The organism is Methanosarcina sp. 1.H.T.1A.1, assembly GCF_000979295.1.
Classification (GTDB): domain Archaea; phylum Halobacteriota; class Methanosarcinia; order Methanosarcinales; family Methanosarcinaceae; genus Methanosarcina.
This window is the reverse complement of the sequence record NZ_JJQY01000130.1, coordinates 1-18,063: the sequence shown is the minus strand read 5'-3', so window position 1 is coordinate 18,063 and position 18,063 is coordinate 1. Positions and strand designations below refer to the sequence as shown.

Here is an 18,063-nt window from a genome sequence, read left to right as displayed (position 1 = left end):
ACCACCGAGATCTACACCTCTCTATTCGTCGGCAGCGTCAGATGTGTATAAGAGACAGAGCCAATACCGTTCGGGGCCATTCCCTGGTACTCTCTGTTAACCCAGCCAATACCGTCGACTTCAGGGATGTAGAACCCGACTACTTCAAAGCAGCCGCAGGATGTGTGCGGGGAGTCAAAGAAGGAGTGGAGTTTTATCTTGTCGAATTCGCCGGCGGAGAGTTTCTTGGCAATTTCGTTTACACCGGAGTATTCACCCATATTGGCATCAAGAAGTTCACCCTTGGCGATTTCAAACTGTGGACCTTCGGGGTCTACCTTTGCTGCTGCACGGCCGTCGAACCAGTTGATTGCACCACAGAGAGAAACCCTGTCAGGAGAGACTACACAGACGTTGGTCGGAGCAAAGGACTGACAGAGGGTGCATCCGTAGAAGACATCCACATCTTCATCGTGCAGGTCTTTTGTCCTTGCGTCTCTTGCCTTGAAGATATCCTTTGCGGCTTCGAGCTGCTTCTTAACCTCTTCTTCATCGGTGTAGAAGGTAACCTGCATCTTCTCGATGAAGGGCAGTTCACTCTTGAAGAGCATCATTACAGCTTTTCCGAAGGAGTCGAAGGAGTCCATCTTTGCAGCTGTGTCCTTGGAAACTCTCATCCAGACATCGTACCTCTGGTTCAGGTGCATGATGCCCTGGCAGTAGTTGATGAAGTCGTGGACACGCCTTTCTACGACTGATTCGAGATCAGGCTCGACAAGTTCTCCACCAATGTTGAAGACCATTGCCCAGGGGTAGGTCTTCCCTTCTTCGAGCTGCTTAAGGTCAGGACCGACAATTGTTACTTTGTCATCCACGATTTCATCCATGGGCGCTGCTCGGACAAGTTCCAGACCGACGGACTTCGGGCCACCAAGCTCTACAAACATTCCTTCTTTTCTTACTCTTTCTCCTTCATACATTGGGGAAATGTCAAATGGGAATTCTGCCATTGTGTTTTCGCCTCCTAAATAGAATTATAATGCATCAATAAGTTCATCCAGGGCAGCATAGTGGTCTGCCTTACTCAGGTTTCCGAAGGACATTGTTGCGTTCTGGATGTAGTTCCTGTCAATTGCGATTGCCTTTATACTACTGAAGTTTTTAGTCCCGGACAGTACCTGGTTGAGGTAGTATTTGATGTGCCCAAGGACGATGAGTGTGTCATAAGTCCCATTGCCGTCAAGCCCGGGCCAGTTTTGGTCTGTTACATAAAAGCCTAGCTGGTGCAGGTTGATGTACTTGGCATCAACATCCTTGTCAACAAAGCCGGGCATAGAGCTTCCGGTAGCTGCAATAGGAATTTTTGTTTTCTGTGAAATCTTCACTACCCTGGCCAGGAGTTCCGGATCAAGGATCTTTGTCCCAACCACAATGAGTGGCCTCTTTGCTTTTGAAATCAACTTGGCTGCTACCTCAGGGGTGGTCGCTTTGGAAGTTGTCACTCCGTAACTGGTAAAAAGCTTGGTGTTTTTGGTAGTGTCTACCATTTTCAGGCCTCCTTGCAAAGTCTCTTGAGGTTCGTTGGCTGTGCTGAGACATCGAACTTAATCTTCGGACCGGAGATAATTTTCTTCCTCTTCCAGTCAATTTCCCAGCCATGCTCTGCTTCAAGCCTCTTGAGGAGTGATTCACGCTTGGCAAGTGGGAGGTCGGCTTCGTTTCTAACGAACTTCCACCAGTCTTCCGGTTCTACTCCGAGGTACTTCAAGGAAAGCTCCATCCAGTGGGTCAGCTTTATAGATCTGCCCATGTTGTTGTCGGACGGGCGGATGCAGGCTTTTGCCATCATGGGGATTGCTTCCTGCCAGGTCTCTGCGGTTGTCAACAGGAATTCCGGTGCTGGTGGGATGTTCATCTCTGAGCCATCTCTGGCGTCATAGACTTTCCACTTGGACTCATCATAGTTCTTGGCAATCAGGGCTCTCCTGTACTTGGAACTGTGTGGGCCGAGCACTGCCGGTATACCATAGATATTACATCCGGTACCGATTGAGGCTGCTTTCTGAGAGTATGCACCCCAGGCAAGTCCGCATGCGCCTACACGGTTGAGAGTGTAGTCTGCAATTTCTGCCAGGTTTCCTGCCATGGTCCTCTGGGCAAAGATTCCGGCAACTTTCTCAGCGGCTCCAGTGATGTGTGCGTTGGACACACAGGAACCATTGTTAAGCAGTCCGCCACCTGCGAATGTACCCGGATACCTTTCGTAAAGGGTCTTGCCTTCTTCGTCCTTGAACATACCAATGTCCATTGCGGAACATCCGGTAACGGCCAGGAGGTAGTTTCTCTTCAGGAACTCTTCGGCGATGAGGTAGACGTCTTTGGTACCGGCCGGGTAGTTCGGACATCCGATGATTGCGATGATGCCGGGGGTAGTTCCCATAACGAGGTTCAGGCCTTCTTTCCTGATCTCGGCGTCACTTACCTGTCCTCTGCCAGCTCTTACCCATCCTTTCTCTTTGCTAATAGCCTTCTGTGCAGCTTTCTCAATCACATTCAGGATTGGGATTTCTTTCTTACATACCTGTTCGCAGCGGCGGCACCCGATACAGATATCATGAAGGGTTTCGAGATACTCGTAGCTTCCCTTGGCTGCATATTCAAAAGCTTCTGGGATGTCGAGCTCTTCCGGACATGCCAGCAGGCATTCTCCGCATTTGGCACACTTGTCGATGTATACTTTGAACTCTTCGTCAGTTGGGATTGCTGTGATACCTTCTGCATCGCGTATTGGAGCCATTACTTCGGCAAGCTTCGGGACGAGTTCTCCGAGCTTTTTATAGTCCAGCATTACACAACCAGGTATTGCCCCGGATTTGAGTTCCTCAATTATTGAATCCACATCTGCGTCTGTGCGGTCCGGCAGGCCCATCATGATCTTTTCGTTGGAAGCGATAACAGGGATCCTGAGCTTCTGGGACTCTGACAGGACATCACCGCGGACGCACTGTTCGTCGACAACAATGACATCAGGCATTCCGGAACGGATAACCTTCAGTTCTTTAGCCAGGGACCCTATGATTTTGGCGTATGGGAGTCTCCTGTCGGCTTCTTTGTACCTGCTCATGTCGAATGCGGTACAGCAAAGCCCTGCAATTTCCATCTTGTCGGTGAGGTTATTGTCCTCCATGTAGTCCATGATGTAGGTTACACCGGCTACGTTGTGCCCGATAACAACAATGATTGGCTTGGACTTGTCAAGGGTTCCCATTCCGATTTCAATGAGAGGGGCTTCCGGATCAGCTTTCGGGAAATCATATGCCGAGATCTGGGCAATATCAGAAATTTCCATACCGACGTGGTCCAGGCTACCACTGAATAGGGACTTTGAGTCGTAGTCAATTTCTGCGCTTTCCTGACCTGCGTGGATGGTTGCAAGGAGCTGGGTGAGCTGTTCTTCAACATACTCCATTGGAGCTCTGCATTCTCCGAGGGTCTTTGGGCTGAGTCCTGTGCAGATTGTGACGTTAGGGGTCAGGACATTTGATTCTCCAAGGTTGAGTGGAAGATCTTCACCAAAGATCTCGATCACATGGTCAAGCAGGTGGCGTCCGTGGGCAGCATGGCATGCAGTACCTGTAATTACACGGAGGAAGAATTCCCTTCCTGTCTGGCCAGCCATGTCAATACCACAGGCTCCTCTTTTGTTTCCGGAAAGGTCACAAGGTCCATAGGTACAGTAACAGCACTGGTCACACATGGGGGTTAAAACAGGCTCGTAGCGGTTAAGAAGAAGCAAGTTCCAGCTTCTGTAGGATGCTATGCTGGCCAGATTAGTAGGTCCCATCGGACCTAATTCTTTTGCTTTTTCTTCCGCAGCCTCCTTTGCTGCCCCTACAATATTATTGATAGTGATCTGAACGGATTCAAGATCTTCTATAGAAAAACTCCCAGTAGTTAATTTGCTCATTTTAGCTTTACCTCCTAAATACGCTTAAAGTCACTTCATCCGACGATTCTTGAAAGTTCCAGCTATTTAAATGACTTTTTTAGAGATCGTTTTTCACTTTTTATAGAAATTACACACTTAAAATACAAAATCAAGTACAGTATATTAAGCAGTTAAAACTTGAATTTTTAAAGAGTTGGGAGTTCACTGCTTTTATTTTAGACATCAAGTGGGTAAGTCCTATATTCGTAAATATTGTGATCTCATAAAAATAAAAGAGATCTTAGAGACTATCCGAAAAGTTCTATGCATGTTGTAAAATTACAATTAGACAATTAGTGTTTATTATCCGGAATCCGTTCTTTTGTGATCTGTCGATTGTAAAAGTTACAGTCAGTCACAGCACTTTTTGGACATACTCCTAAATTACACATTAGCGACGTATTATAAATAATTTGCACTTTTGTTCTGTATAAATATAAAAATAAAAGAAATCAGTTGTATAAATCCTATCTAAACTCTTACAAGTAGTTGACTCGTGATGAAGCATGAAAAACGGTATCATATACCCATTTGTCATATGAAAAGAACCTGAAATTATTCGAATAAGAGGCAAAACAAAAGTACCAGTGATTAGCAGAATTTTTACGTTAAATCAGGTGTAAAAGGCAGAAAATAACCACAGGACTAACGGACATATTATACACAACTATTAAGTAAACGTCATAATTATCATCGCATTTTATTCATTTATGAGTTTATTGCTATTGGTTTTATACTTAAAATACAGAATCCTAAAAATGGATTCCGAACTTATTAATTTTATCAATAGTTAAATTGTTGTAGCATTAGTTATTTATACTTAATCTCTTTTGTGTATTTTGACTGTCGATTGAGTTAAGCGGAGTATCAAGAATCCCAAAAGCTACTTATTACAAACCCCCTGAAATTCCGTTAAGTGTTCTCGTAATTATTAACGTGTCTTTAGAAGAGGAGGTATTCGTCTTTGCGACCTTCTCCTGGTAGAGCAGAATGAGGCTGCTGACTGAATGGGGTATCCCAGAAAACTTTCCGGAACGACCTCCAAAAATAGAAAAACTCCCAGTAGTTAATTTGCTCATTTCAGCTTTACCTCCGAAATACGCTTAAAGCCACTTTATCAGAGGATCGTATTTACCATATTTAGCATACCGATACTGACTGTGCAATTTATATTGACGGCTGCTTGAGAGTTTCAGCCATTTAAATAACATTTTTTGTAGATCGTTTTTAACGTTTTATAGAATTTACACACTTACAATCCAAAATCAAGTACAGTAAATTAAGCAGTTAAAACTTGAATATTCAGAGAGTTGGAAATTCCCCGCTTTTGTTTTATACCTCAAGGTGGGTGAGTCCTGTATTAGTAAACGTTGTGATCTCATAATAATAAAAGAGATCTTAGAGACTATCCGAAAAGTTCTATGCATGTTGTAAAATTACAATTAGATAATTAGTGTTCATTATCCGGAATCCGTTCATTTGTGATCCGCCTATTGTAGAAGTTACAGTAGGTCACAGCACTTTTCGAATAGACTCTAAATTACACATAAGCGACGTATTATAAATAATTTTCATTTTTGTTCGGTTTAATTATAAAAATAAAAAAAATTCCGTTATATAAATCCTATTTAAACTCTCACGAGTCGTTGACTCGTGATGAATCTTGAAAAAAGGCGTTATAGACTCATTTTTCCTAAGAAAAGGACATGAAATTTTCGAATAAGAGGCAAAACGAAAGTACCAGTGATTAACAGAATTTTTACGTTAAATCGGGTGTAAAATGCAGAAAATAGCCACAGGGCTAATGGGTCTATGATGCAAAACTATTGAGTAAACGTCATAGTTATAATCGCATATTATACAGTTGTGAGTTTGTTGCTATTGGTTTTGTACTTAAAATACAGAATCCTAATAATGGCTTCATCTTATTAATTTTATCAATAATTATTTTGCAGTAGCATTAGTTATTTATACTACCTCTCTTTTGTGTATTTTGACTGTCGATTGAGTTAAGCGGAGTCTCAAGAATCCCAAAAGCTGCTTATTACAAACTCAGTGAAATTCTACTAAGTGTTCTCGTAATTATTAACGTGTCCTTGGAAGAGCTTGAAGCATTCGTCTTTGCGACCTCCAGATAGAGCAGAATGAGGCTGCTGACAGAATGAGGCTGCTGACAGAATGGTGATATCTCGGAAAACTTTCTGGAACGACCTCCAAAAGGCACGACAGAAGGTGGCTGATGCTCTTGTCAACGGAAAAGTGATCGAGATCTCTGGAGGAGAATACGTTAATAGTGGTGAATGCAAGATCGGTTTTCTCTACAAAGAATGCGATCATGTGTGGGAATCAAAGTGCAACTTGTATTTACTCTAATCCTTAATGACGATGTTAAGGTAAATACTTTAAACGCTTTAAATAGAATATATTGATCGATAGATATTTATTACGTGTCGCATAAGTGTAATTTGATGGTCAATAGAGTTAAGCGCAGGGTATCTTGCTTTCCAAAGGCCACCTATTACAAACCCAGAGAAATCCCTCTTTGCTGTCTGGAAATCGCCAACCTATCCATAGAAGAGCTTGAGGCTATTCGTCTTTGCGACCTTCTCCAGGTAGAGCAGAACGAGGCTGCTGACAGAATGGGGGTATCCCGGAAAACTTTCTGGAATGACCTTCAAAAGGCACGACAGAAGGTGGCTGATGCGCTTGTCAATGGAAAAGCGATCGAGATCTCTGGAGGAGAATACGTTAATAGTGGTGAATGCAAGGTCGATTTTCTCTGCAAAGAATGCGATCATGTGTGGGAACCAAAGTGCGATCAATCTCGTCCCGCAAGCTGTCCGAATTGTGGTTCCGATCTAATTTTCCGACTCGGCGGCGATGGAAGGGGAAAGAGGTTTATTGAGAACGATTACTGTTGCCCTAAAAAAAGGGAAAGCAGCAGGAATACTAATGAAGGAAGCAAAAAAGTGACAACAATAGCTATACCATCGATGAGTGATACTGGATTGGAGTCTGATGTATGTGCCCATTTTGGCTCATGCGAATACTTTACCATTGTAGATGTACGTGATAAAGCCATTACTGGAATCAGGACGATAAGCAACAGGGCTATAGATGGCGAGCACAATTGTGCTGCCCCTTCGAGAATCTTGAAATCGCAAAATGTCGAGATCGTACTTGTCTCGGGCATCGGCGGAAGACCGTTAATGTCGCTGGCTGAAAATAAAATCAAGGTGTTTGCAGGAGCTGCGGGCAAGATTTCCGATGCAGTTCAGAACTTTAACGATGGGATATTATCAGAATTGTCTACTACGGGCACATGCAACTGCTCTCATCATTAAAGTGAGATAACTGTATATTGAAAGATAAATGCAATTTCTGCGAGGGCATGTTTATTCTATACATTTCCTTCAACTGAAATGAAATGTATAGAAAAAAATAACTCTTCAGGCAGTCTTTACAAGACTACCTGAAGAGTTGCAGAAATTTAAATAAAATTGCTTGTAGATTAGACCTACTTTTTGTAGATTAAAAATTTTTTGTATGTTTAACATATTTTTTATTCCCACGCATATTTGTAAGTTTTTAAAGGAAAAAGTGAAAAAGCTTGATAGAACAATCTCAATTATTCTATTTCATTGCAGCCTCCGCAGCCCTTACATTTCTTCCGGGGCCTGATATTCTATTCGTTCTCACTCAGAGCATTTCACAGGGAAAAATGGCAGGAATTGCAACAGCAACAGGTTTGTGTACAGGCATACTTGTCCATACCAGTGCAGCTGCATTCGGGATTTCCGCCCTTGTGTATAAATCTGCCCTTGCCTTCGAAATCGTAAAATATGCCGGGGCAGCTTACCTGCTTTATCTTGCCTGGAATGCCTTAAAAGAGAGTGAACAGCTGGTGTCTTCTGCCCCTGTCCGGGAAAATAATGCGTTTGCCCTTTACAGGCGCGGGATTTTCATGAATGTCCTTAATCCTAAAGTTGCCCTCTTCTTCCTTGCATTCCTCCCCCAGTTTGTAAATACCGGAGCAGGCAGTGTCCCCATGCAGATGGTATTCCTGGGAATAGTGTTCCTGGTGCAGGCCTGGCTGATCTTTTTTGCAATCTCGGTCTTTGCCGGAACTATTGGCGATAAAATTACACAAAAACCCGGAATCGGGAAGTACATCAAATGGGGGAAAGCAGGCATCTTTACCGTAATAGGGGTAAAACTTGCGCTGTCCCACAAATGAGTAAAAAAAGCTTCCGGTTAAAGTACTCAAGAACTTGAACTGGTAAAGTTCTAATTTTTACTTTGCTCCTTTCCATCTGAAAAAATATTTCAGGAACTTTCACAAATATATAATGAGTTTACAATTCTTCTGGTTAAGAAGGAGGTATCCAAAATTAGCAATAGATTACTGAGTTTCCTGCTATCAACTCTGATCCTGATGTTGATATTGCCTGATATTTGCTCCGGAAAAGAGCTTATCACGGAAAAACAGATAATCACATATCATGACACATTCAAGGGTGAAAGTGAGAACTGGAAAGCGAAATACGTGTTAAACGAAACCCACGTTTTCACAACAACAGACCATAAAACCCACTATTACGGGGAAGACCGAGATTGGCTTGCCATAACTTACAAAGGCAACCTATCTGAGTTCTCTTCCCCGAAACATATTAACCTCTCTTATGATGCCGGTTACAGGGGCAGCCGGCGGGTTGATCATTTTACTCAAGAAGAATATGTCTTCAGGTCTTATTCCGGGGGATATTCAATTAAGGAGAAAAGGGCTTTTTTCGGACATACAATATTCCCGGTTTCGATAAAGGAGCAAAAGCCTATCTTCGGGCATACAATAGGCCTGGTTTGCGCCCCGTACAACACCGTTTATATCCACCACGAAGCTTCCGGCGGGACTAAAATAAGCAAAAATGATACAATCAAGGTCACAGTCGAACTGGGCGGAGAGGTAGAAAATATGGAACTGAAGAGTGCTAATGACTCTTCTATCCTCAAAAACTCCTCCGTTTAATTAAAACCGCCGAAAACCCAGCTTAGCCAACTCACAACTTCCTTTTTCTCTTTCTTCTTCGTTAAGTCATTCATCCTTAAGTTATTATTCATCAAGCCCTTTTCTTCCTACTATATAGTTTGCAACCCTGAGAGCATCCCTTTCTCCGGTTTCTTTTTCGGAGGAGTCACTTAATTTCACTACCGGAATGCCGTTTACACTGTGGAGTTTAATTACCATATTCAGAGGAGGGCTTTCCCGGAAGAAATCATAATTGTTGGTAAGGCTTGTGCCGATTCCGAAACTGCAGTTGATTTTGCCCTGGCAGTACTTTTTGAGCCGGATTGCAGCTTCAGCGTCGAGGGCGTCGCTGAAAACGATTACCTTTTTCATGGGGTCAATGCCCATTTTCCTGTAATGCTCTATAACCCTGTCCACAAAGATGAGAGGGTCTCCGCTGTCGTGCCTGAAGCCGTCGTAGATTTTTGACAGCTTCAGGTCCATATCCTTAAAAAAAGCCTCAGAGCCGAATGTATCCGTAAGGGCAATTCCAAGGTCTCCTTTGTAGACCTCCACCCAATTTTCAAAAGCGAAGCGGTTAGCGTACCTGAGTCCTATAAGAGCAGAAGTGCCCATTATCCATTCGTGACCTACCGTACCTATAGGTTTTAAACCATACTTCTTTGCAAAATAGACATTGCTTGTTCCTGTGAGGGTTTTTATCTGCAGGAGGTTTTTCATCACATGGTCGTGGAGTTCAAAGCTTCTCCGCCTGCGGGTCCCGAATTCAGAAAAAAGACAGCCGTTTTCCTCAAGCGACTTTCCGATTTCCAGAATTTTGTCTCCATAAGCTGCAAGTACGGATTCGGATGTACCCGGGCTTATCGTGTTCCCGTTCCACTCCTTCTCTATAGTTGTGAAATAGAGCTCGGAAACCGCAGCCATAAGGACAATCTCCCACAGAATCGTGCTGTGCCAGGGCCCTTTTATCCGGATGTCAAGTTCTTTTTCCCCTGTGAGGCAGACTTTTACTTCCTCGGGTCTGAAACGAAAATTTTTTAGGTATTCAAGATACATGGGTTTCAGAAAAGGACAGTATTCACCAAGCCAATGATATTCTTCTTCTGTCAGCCTTAATCCGGTTATCTCTTCGTCTATGACTCTCCGGAGCTCTACTACAAACTCTTCGGAAAAGCGCTGGGGTCCCCGGTTAGTAAAACGGTATTCTGCTTCTGCTTTGGGGAATAGTTCCAGTACAGCCATCTGCATGGTGAACTTGTAAAGATCGTTATCAAGTATGGATTTTATCACGGAAGGCCTTCCTTTAACGTTTTAGGTTGCTTCTGGTGCAACATCCGTAACTTCTTAGTAATATTTCGGCTTTTTGCTTCATGTATATAGCCTTTTATATTTTTAAAATTGCTGATTTCTAATGTACCCGCATAAAAGCAAGTTTTCTTTATTAAGATTGGGCAGGCTTTAAATCTTTTTCCTGTCTTTCCCGCCAAACAAATAATTACCTGAAAGACAGATAATTATTCTGAAAATTAATTTTAACAGGGGTTTTTGGGGAAATGGAAAGAGAACTTAAGTTCGCAACTAAATGCGTGCATGCAGGAGAAAAGCCGGACCCGGTCTTCGGGGCGCACACGACTCCGATATTCCAGACTTCAACTTTTATTTTTGAGAATGTAGAACAGGGTGCTGCCAGATTTGCAGGAGAGGAAGCCGGGTATGTATACACAAGAATCCCTCCGAACACACCAACACATGCGGTCCTTGCCGAAAAGGTTGCTGCGCTTGAGGGTGGGGAGGCAGGACAGACTTTTGCTTCAGGAATGGCCGCAATAACTGCAGTTGTGCTTTCTGCCCTGAAACAGGGAGACCACCTGATCTCAACGGATGTGGTGTACGGCTGCACCTACAGCCTCTTTTCAGAGGTTCTGCCCGGGCTCGGGATAGATGTCAGTTTTGTTGATACGTCCGATATAGAAAATGTGAGGGCAGCTTTTAAGCCGGAAACTAAAATGGTCTTTCTGGAAACACCTGCCAATCCCACGATAACTGTCTGTGACATCAGGGAAATTGCCGGGCTTGCAAGGGCACAGGGAGCCATCTGCGTCGTAGACAATACCTTTGCCACGCCTTATTTCCAGAAGCCTCTTCTGCTCGGGGCGGACGTTTCCCTCAGCAGCTGTACAAAATACATAGGCGGGCACGCAGACCTGCTCGGCGGAGTCGTTGTAGGAAGCAGGGATTTTATGAAAAGCCTGGGAAAGGTTGTCGGATATACAGGCGGGATCATGGGAGTGCACGAAGCCTGGCTCTGCATCAGGGGGCTTAAGACCCTGCACATCCGGATGGATAGGCATGCCGAAAACGCCATGAAGGTTGCGAGCTTCCTTGAGTCCCATCCCGCAGTGATATGGGTAAGGTATCCGGGGCTTTCAAGCCATCCCCAGCACGAGATCGCAAAAAAACAGATGAGCGGGTATGGTGGAATGCTCTCTTTCGAGATCCGGGGCGGGATTGAAGCCGGGCGCAGGCTTATGGATAGCGTCAGGCTCTGTTCTCTTGCAGTGAGCCTCGGGGCAACTGATACCCTTATCCAGCACCCTGCTTCCATGACCCATGCCTGTATTCCAGGGCATATCAGAAATAAGGTAGGAATTAAAGATGGACTTGTCAGGCTGTCTGTTGGAATCGAGGACCCTGAGGATATAATTGCAGACCTTGAACAGGCTCTTTCAAAAACTTAATGCTGGACAGGAAGAGGATTTCACCTTTTTTCTTTTCGGAACCCGACAAGGTATATTTGCTGCCGGAATAATCTTTAATCTGCAACATTAGAAGCATAAAATCAGAAACTCAAGACCAGACAAACCTTAAGCTAAATTGAAAGACTGAACCGCGAGACCGAAACCGCAAATTGAAATCCGGGGGAATTTCATATGAAAGCACTTGTATTCGGAGCCGATGGGTTTGAAGACCTCGAACTTTTCTACCCTTACCACCGTTTGAAAGAAGAAGGAATTACCACACATGTCGCCTCTATGAAGAGGGGGCCGATAACGGGAAAGCACGGGTATGAAATTGACGCTGACATCGCCTTTAAGGATGTAAACCCTGCAGATTATGACATCCTTGTGATATCCGGTGGAAAAGGGCCCGAAAAAATGAGGCTCGACAAAGATGCCCTTGAGATTGTAAAACACTTTTTCAAGGAAAACAAACCCGTTGCTGCAATCTGCCATGGTCCGCAGGTTCTTGTTTCAGCAGGTGTTATAAAAGGTCGGAAAGCTACCTGCTGGATAGGAATCAGGGACGACATCATAGCTGCAGGAGCGCTTTACGAGGACAGCGAAGTTGTTGTGGATGGAAATTTGATATCATCCAGGAATCCCTCTGACCTTTATGCTTTTGGAAGGGAAATAATTAAACTGCTGAAATAAACTATTTTTCGATTATCTTGCAATAATTTGGAGACTGAGACTTTCAACTTTTTTTACTACGAAGGTTGAAGTGAGCCAGATCGCCAGAAAATGCTTTAAAGATCATTAGCTAGTGTAATGGCAATTTAATTACTGGGCGTTAATACTTAGACAATACATCATCCGTAGTCCCTTTCTTAATTATGATGACTCTGAACTAAATTTCCTAGACACCAGGTTGTTCGTAAACTCTTCCAGAAGCCCGCATAGACACTACATTAATCTCTACACTAGAAGTAAGGGTGTTGACCAGTGACTTACGTCTTTGTTATCCATAATATCCAGTAAATCATTACCAATCGCCGCACTTCAACCCTTACGCATATTAAATCGCAGTTTGGTTGAACTCACTTTTTGATGGCTATTTCTAAAATGATCATAAACATTTTTTGAAATCAGAACAAATCGAAATGATTATTAGTTTAAAAGTACTTTCATCGTTAAATATGAAAATATAATCGTTAATGTTTTATAAATATACGCAAATGAGCCAAAAAAAAGAGTATTACAATAATTAACTGTAAAAATTCCAACATTCTAAAGAGAATAATCACCTTGATTTCATCCTTCAATTACGTGTATCCGATAAGTAACATGTTTTTATAACTGCAAAGGTTCAATAAATGAAATTAAAGGCGTTTTACAATGGCAATATTTAGGACCTCAGGTATAGAGTGTGGAGAAAAAAGTAAAAAAGGTGTACCTTGTAGAAAATTTGTGCCTGAAGATTTCAAAGCAGTCCAAAATCCCATCGTGTATTATCTTCTGCCTTGGGTTCCATGGATGAGTATTTTCATAATGGTTCTACTCCTTATTATGAAAAATTTAAATTTTTTTAGTGATAAGGTAATTATTTCTTGGTTACCAATTATTATATCAGGTTACTTTATAGCTGGCATGAGTCTCTTTGGTCAACGCTTATTTATAAAACAGATTCCAAAGTTTTTTATTGAATTATGGTGTCGAAAGATTATAATAGGTGCATTCCAGTCCAGAACTGTCTCCAGTAATATAAATAGCAAGGATTCCATAGTAATGGTTTCGGCGAACATACAGCTTGAAGAAAGATATCTCCAATTTATAAATGAAATACAAAAAAGACTAAATAATTCTTGGCAATGGCTCTTCGGTATAATTGGATTCTCGCTGACGCTTCTCTGGAATCCCTTAAGAACTTTGAATAATTTTCCTGTGATGGGGAATTACTCCCTAAATAATGATTGGAATTCTTTGGATTTTTGGCAATACTTTATTCAGCAGAATTGGCACTTCTTAAATGAATTGCCAGTTTCCTTAATTGCCTTTATGTTAGGACTTATGATTTGGAGGATGTATGTTGCCTCCACATCTATCGATAAACTTGTAGATCAATTCCAATTTGAACCAAAACTCGGACATCAAGACATGTCCGGTGGGCTCTCACCTCTTGGTAATCTTTGCCTATGGAATTGTACTATTGCCTCTTTACCATCAATTTATCTTAGTGGTTGGTTGTTAATGGGAAATCTTAATAATTTTACAAGTCCTTATCCCGAAGTGCCAAATTACTATACTTATGAGTTTTTAATATTATTACTCTCATTAAGTATTCTTCCAATTGTGTTTTGTTTCATCAGGCCTTTATGGAAAGTGCATAGGGAAATGAATTATTGGAGAAACAGTAAACATGAACGATTACACGAGGTTGGACACTTAATTCACCTCAGTGAATTTAGACTACTGCATGATACGGAAAAAATTGAACCGGAAGAGTTTGAACTCATCAATAAAGATCTAGAGAGGATGAAAACGATTTACACACAGAACAAAAAACTTCCCATATGGCCCTTCAACATGAAAATTTTGGGAAAACTCTTAGCAACATATATCATACCTATCGTGAGCTTGATCTCCACGTCAATTTCAATGTTTCAAGATTTACGTCATTTTTAAGTACGAAATAGGCGTAAATGAGTCTATCATAAATATTATGATTTAGATTGTTTGATTCTCATGTCACTGATTCTTGGTTCAACTGTGTAAGTCCTTATTAGTTAAAATATATATGATTTTGTCAAATTGTCGCCACTGAGCTATTTTTATAGTTTGACTAATTACGATAAACGACTTAATATGAAGAAGACTTGACAGAACCTAACTTCCAAATCATTTTATATTTGAAATTGCATCTTTCATATAAATTTCATATAGATGCTCGATTTTTAATATAGAACATTTTTGGGATAAGCTAGAATTGTCAATGCCATTTTATAAGATATCCTATATTTGAATTGATTATATTTTAGAATGTGATATTTAATGAAACTTTTGAATATGAAAAAAATACCTTTAACTAGTGTGGGGAGCTTTCTTGCCATCACAATTTCTTTAGTGAGTGCACTTGCTTCATCTCTATTGTACAATGGTTCATATTCAATATTAAATAACTGGATAAGTGACTTAGGAAATTCGAGTAGAAATCCGAATGGACATATTTACTTTGATGTTGGATGCATTTTAACAGGCATTGCCATTATAATATTGGCTGTCGGCCTAGAAAAATGGAAGACTACTAATCGTAAACAAGATAATCTTATCCTGTTATCACGATATTGTGGGCTTTTAATGGCATTTGCTCTTATTATGGTGGGTATATTTTCAGAAGATTATGGCCGAATACATTATTTCTGGGCATCAGTATACTTTATACTAATGTTAATCTTTTTGATAACAATGAATATTGCACTAAAGAACCATCCAAGCTATATAAAATGGATCTGGTACTATACTTTTATATCAATTTTGATAATTTTTATTTTTATGTTCACTGTTATTATTGGATTACAGATTCCAATTTTAGAGTGGTTAGCAGTGCTCAGTGGATTAATCTGGATAGGGTTAATTGGATATAACACATTAATATTAGAAAAGCCAATGATTTAGACCTATTAGAAAAGTGTTGTGATCTACTTTGCTTTCATATTCCAGTATTGACTATGATATGTTCTTAGTCATTTAGATGAGGTAGAAGTACGTAAACCCTTTCAGAACTCACAAACAACTCCACGACCAGCGTGTAGTGGAAGTTAAGTTATTTGGACAATCTTAGACGAAATCCTTATTTAATACAATTTACTCGTTTTAATTGCTTTGTGGAGCCGTCCGGGATTATTTGATCCTCGGCTACGAACGACAGCCCTGGCCTTTGTACATGGTTTCTAAGTATGTGTGCGTGGAGTAATTGAATTGTTAAATAGCTAAAATGTAAATTTAAACCATGCTATTTACTGTATTTGATTTTTTACATCGAGTGCGTAACTCCTATGAAAAAAGTATTATCTTTAAGTAATTATTTATAGATAATTAATTCTGTATCTTTTAGAGACATGATGAAACTAAAAGAAATAAAGGATAATGCAAAAAAATACATCGAATTATGCAAACTTCTATACACAGACTCTCGCACCCCCAAAATTACAAAAATATTTTTATGGATTACTATAGGCTATGCATTATCACCAATCGATTTAATACCTGATTTCATACCTGTTATTGGATATCTCGACGATATGGTAATCCTTCCTGTTCTTTTGTATATTGCAATAAAATCAGTACCTAAAGAGGTATATATAGAAAATTACGTTAAGATTTTAAAGAAATAAAGGTCGTTGAGTGAGAATGCCAGGATTATGGTATCTTAAAAAGATTTTGTAAAATTTTGATGGGGGGATGAGTTAATCAACTTGTCTATTTGGCTGCTTTCCATCGATAGTATTATTGTATAAATACAAACAAACACAAGATATATAAACAGCAATTAAGTATAATCAAAAATGTGTCAATCTCACAAAAAACAACAAATACAACAATAGACAAAGCAATACTCTTAGCGCCAACTGTCCTTATATACTTCATTAGCTACTTTTTTATATTTATTAAAGAGAACCGGATGAAAACAATAACATTAGACTATACAACCGCCTTAATAAGCTTAATACCACCAATAATATTTTTAGCAGCAATATTTCTTATTCACAAATTATCAAGCAAATCGGTTAAGAGTACCAAAAAAATTCCTTAAAAAAGGTTAATTTTGTGAGACTTTTTTGTTTTCACCCTACATTCCGCAGATGTACACAGATGTAGAATATATTTGCCGATTTGCTCACTCTACTCATTAAAGGCAAAATGGATTTTTAAGCTACTGCCATATTGGGATAATTGATGGTATTTCTGTGTACATCACGGAAAGTGAGTTCGATAAATGTAACATCCTTTGTATGCAGCTGGTCCTTCGACAGGCAAGGCCTTCACGCCTGGCATCTTAACCTCCCCTTATCTCGAGCGATAGCTCTGGCTTTTAGATTATCTTCGAGATATATGTGCGTGGTTAGGTATGTAGAGGGTTACAAAAAAGAAACTATGCTTGATTCCATCTTAGCCTCGTATGTGCTCCAGCTTCAATAATAAGTGTCTTCTGCGTCATAGGGAACTGGCTGGAATGGACCATTGGTCTCGAGTTGATGTATCTTTTGTCATCGGTTAACGAATTTTATGCACACCTCCGAATACCATTTTTGCGATTTTCAGACTTAAATGTTAGATGCTGGCATAAAATTAACATTTTTAGAAGTTTTGTATCTTAACTGAATCCAGATGAAATAGATTAAGGACATCATTATCTGGCAAAAGCAATTATGGACTGCAGAAAAACTTTTGATAAAGGGGGAGTCTGCCCCCATCTGCGGCTTTCCTCTTAAAAAAAGAGGAATAATAAAAGAGTCAATCTTAAGCTGAAAAAAGATATAACGCTTGATATTCTAATACTGTCTTAATCTAGAGGTCCCGGAAATGCAGCCGGATAAAAATTTCAGGTGGTAATAGAAGCATGAAGGATATAGAAGATTTGATACAGAAAGCTGTGGAACTGCAGAGTAATGGGCTTATTACCGCCCAGATTGCCGATGAACTCAACGTTTCAAGAGAAACGGTTACCTGGCTTTTAACCCGTTCAAAAAAAGAAGAAACAACTCCCGCTCCAAAGGATATTTCTGTAAACTGGAGCAGTATAGGGAAAAGTGCTGAACGTCTCCATAACATCTCGCTTGCACTCTGCGACATGGTGCTTGAGACCCTGGAAAAGGCAAACGCCGAGGTAGACGTGGTTGTTGGCATTGCTGCCAATGGTATTCCCCTGGCAAGCATGATGGCATATGAACTGGGTGCAGATTTAGCGATTTATCATCGTAAAGGACAGGATATCGTTCATACAGGCCACAGGGGAACCATCAGCAGAAATTTTGGATCCGTTGCCGGTAAAAACTGCGTTATCGTGGATGATGTTGTTACCACCGGTTCCACCAGTATGGAAGTAATTGAGCAGCTGAGAGAAATGGATGCAAAACCAAGGGTTGTAGCGGTACTGGTCGACAAAAAAGGTGCAGATACAATCTCTAATGTTCCGATTCAGTCTCTTGTAAGAATTGTACGTTTGGACTGAAAAATATCCGGGTTCGTTACGAAATAACCTGGACAACACATAATTATTTTGGAACAAAATCGATGGAGATGCTTACGAAAATAGTTAAGCACAGTGTAAACACTGTCTCTTATACACATCT

Annotated in this window: 13 protein-coding genes and 1 pseudogene; 10 read left to right on the top strand and 4 right to left on the bottom strand. The window is 40.9% G+C overall.

Going from position 1 to position 18,063, the window contains the following annotated elements:
• Positions 1–59 precede the first annotated feature (59 nt).
• The 3 genes and pseudogenes from cdhC to cdhA all read right to left on the bottom strand — a co-directional run.
• Positions 60–989: pseudogene (gene cdhC, locus EO95_RS13175) on the bottom strand (CO dehydrogenase/CO-methylating acetyl-CoA synthase complex subunit beta); the annotation flags it as partial.
• Positions 990–1,013: 24 nt separating this feature from the next.
• A complete protein-coding gene (cdhB, locus tag EO95_RS13170; RefSeq protein ID WP_048135321.1) occupies positions 1,014–1,526 on the bottom strand; it encodes a CO dehydrogenase/acetyl-CoA synthase complex subunit epsilon in 513 nt (170 codons plus the stop codon).
• Positions 1,527–1,528: 2 nt separating this feature from the next.
• Entirely contained in the window at positions 1,529–3,946 is a 2,418-nt protein-coding gene (gene cdhA, locus EO95_RS13165) for a CO dehydrogenase/acetyl-CoA synthase complex subunit alpha (protein WP_048135319.1), read from the bottom strand.
• A 2,199-nt stretch (positions 3,947–6,145) separates the two neighbouring features.
• Between cdhA and EO95_RS18330 the strand changes: the two genes are divergently transcribed.
• The 4 genes from EO95_RS18330 (at position 6,146) to EO95_RS13140 (ending at position 8,993) form a co-directional block, all read left to right on the top strand.
• Positions 6,146–6,340: a DUF134 domain-containing protein gene (locus tag EO95_RS18330; protein WP_235283017.1), complete on the top strand. Its 195-nt coding sequence runs from the start codon at positions 6,146–6,148 to the stop codon at positions 6,338–6,340.
• A 74-nt stretch (positions 6,341–6,414) separates the two neighbouring features.
• The gene (locus EO95_RS18800) at positions 6,415–7,311 is read left to right on the top strand and encodes a DUF134 domain-containing protein (RefSeq protein ID WP_200895051.1); all 897 of its coding nucleotides are present in this window, start codon (positions 6,415–6,417) and stop codon (positions 7,309–7,311) included.
• Between the two features lie 266 nt (positions 7,312–7,577).
• Positions 7,578–8,204, top strand: a complete 627-nt coding sequence (locus EO95_RS13145; RefSeq protein ID WP_048135317.1) for a LysE family translocator — start codon at positions 7,578–7,580, stop codon at positions 8,202–8,204.
• 207 nt (positions 8,205–8,411) lie between these two features.
• The gene (locus tag EO95_RS13140) at positions 8,412–8,993 is read left to right on the top strand and encodes a hypothetical protein (protein WP_048135315.1); all 582 of its coding nucleotides are present in this window, start codon (positions 8,412–8,414) and stop codon (positions 8,991–8,993) included.
• An 84-nt stretch (positions 8,994–9,077) separates the two neighbouring features.
• Here the strand turns inward: EO95_RS13140 and pncB are convergent, their stop codons facing one another.
• On the bottom strand, positions 9,078–10,283 hold the full coding sequence (pncB, locus tag EO95_RS13135) for a nicotinate phosphoribosyltransferase (protein WP_048135313.1): 1,206 nt from the start codon (positions 10,281–10,283) through the stop codon (positions 9,078–9,080).
• A gap of 263 nt (positions 10,284–10,546) precedes the next feature.
• On the opposite strand from pncB, the gene EO95_RS13125 reads away from it, so the two are divergent.
• The 6 genes from EO95_RS13125 (at position 10,547) to EO95_RS13100 (ending at position 17,942) form a co-directional block, all read left to right on the top strand.
• The gene (locus tag EO95_RS13125; RefSeq protein ID WP_048135310.1) at positions 10,547–11,731 is read left to right on the top strand and encodes a PLP-dependent aspartate aminotransferase family protein; all 1,185 of its coding nucleotides are present in this window, start codon (positions 10,547–10,549) and stop codon (positions 11,729–11,731) included.
• Between the two features lie 192 nt (positions 11,732–11,923).
• A complete protein-coding gene (locus EO95_RS13120; protein WP_048135309.1) occupies positions 11,924–12,424 on the top strand; it encodes a type 1 glutamine amidotransferase domain-containing protein in 501 nt (166 codons plus the stop codon).
• A 684-nt stretch (positions 12,425–13,108) separates the two neighbouring features.
• A complete protein-coding gene (locus tag EO95_RS13115; protein WP_048135307.1) occupies positions 13,109–14,395 on the top strand; it encodes a hypothetical protein in 1,287 nt (428 codons plus the stop codon).
• Between the two features lie 381 nt (positions 14,396–14,776).
• On the top strand, positions 14,777–15,385 hold the full coding sequence (locus EO95_RS13110) for a DUF998 domain-containing protein (RefSeq protein ID WP_048135305.1): 609 nt from the start codon (positions 14,777–14,779) through the stop codon (positions 15,383–15,385).
• Between the two features lie 443 nt (positions 15,386–15,828).
• Positions 15,829–16,104 (top strand): DUF1232 domain-containing protein, encoded by a 276-nt coding sequence (locus tag EO95_RS18520; protein ID WP_052733587.1) that lies wholly within the window; start codon positions 15,829–15,831, stop codon positions 16,102–16,104.
• Between the two features lie 1,226 nt (positions 16,105–17,330).
• The gene (locus EO95_RS13100; protein WP_048135301.1) at positions 17,331–17,942 is read left to right on the top strand and encodes an orotate phosphoribosyltransferase-like protein; all 612 of its coding nucleotides are present in this window, start codon (positions 17,331–17,333) and stop codon (positions 17,940–17,942) included.
• The last annotated feature ends 121 nt before the right edge of the window (positions 17,943–18,063 follow it).

Coding starts and splice junctions, on each gene's coding strand:
- cdhB (WP_048135321.1), bottom strand. CDS start 1,526: ATGGTAGACACTACCAAAAACACCAAGCTTTTTACCAGTTACGGAGTG.
- EO95_RS13125 (WP_048135310.1), top strand. CDS start 10,547: ATGGAAAGAGAACTTAAGTTCGCAACTAAATGCGTGCATGCAGGAGAA.
- EO95_RS13115 (WP_048135307.1), top strand. CDS start 13,109: ATGGCAATATTTAGGACCTCAGGTATAGAGTGTGGAGAAAAAAGTAAA.
- EO95_RS18330 (WP_235283017.1), top strand. CDS start 6,146: ATGGTGATATCTCGGAAAACTTTCTGGAACGACCTCCAAAAGGCACGA.
- EO95_RS13100 (WP_048135301.1), top strand. CDS start 17,331: ATGAAGGATATAGAAGATTTGATACAGAAAGCTGTGGAACTGCAGAGT.
- EO95_RS13110 (WP_048135305.1), top strand. CDS start 14,777: ATGAAAAAAATACCTTTAACTAGTGTGGGGAGCTTTCTTGCCATCACA.
- EO95_RS18520 (WP_052733587.1), top strand. CDS start 15,829: ATGATGAAACTAAAAGAAATAAAGGATAATGCAAAAAAATACATCGAA.
- EO95_RS13120 (WP_048135309.1), top strand. CDS start 11,924: ATGAAAGCACTTGTATTCGGAGCCGATGGGTTTGAAGACCTCGAACTT.
- cdhA (WP_048135319.1), bottom strand. CDS start 3,946: ATGAGCAAATTAACTACTGGGAGTTTTTCTATAGAAGATCTTGAATCC.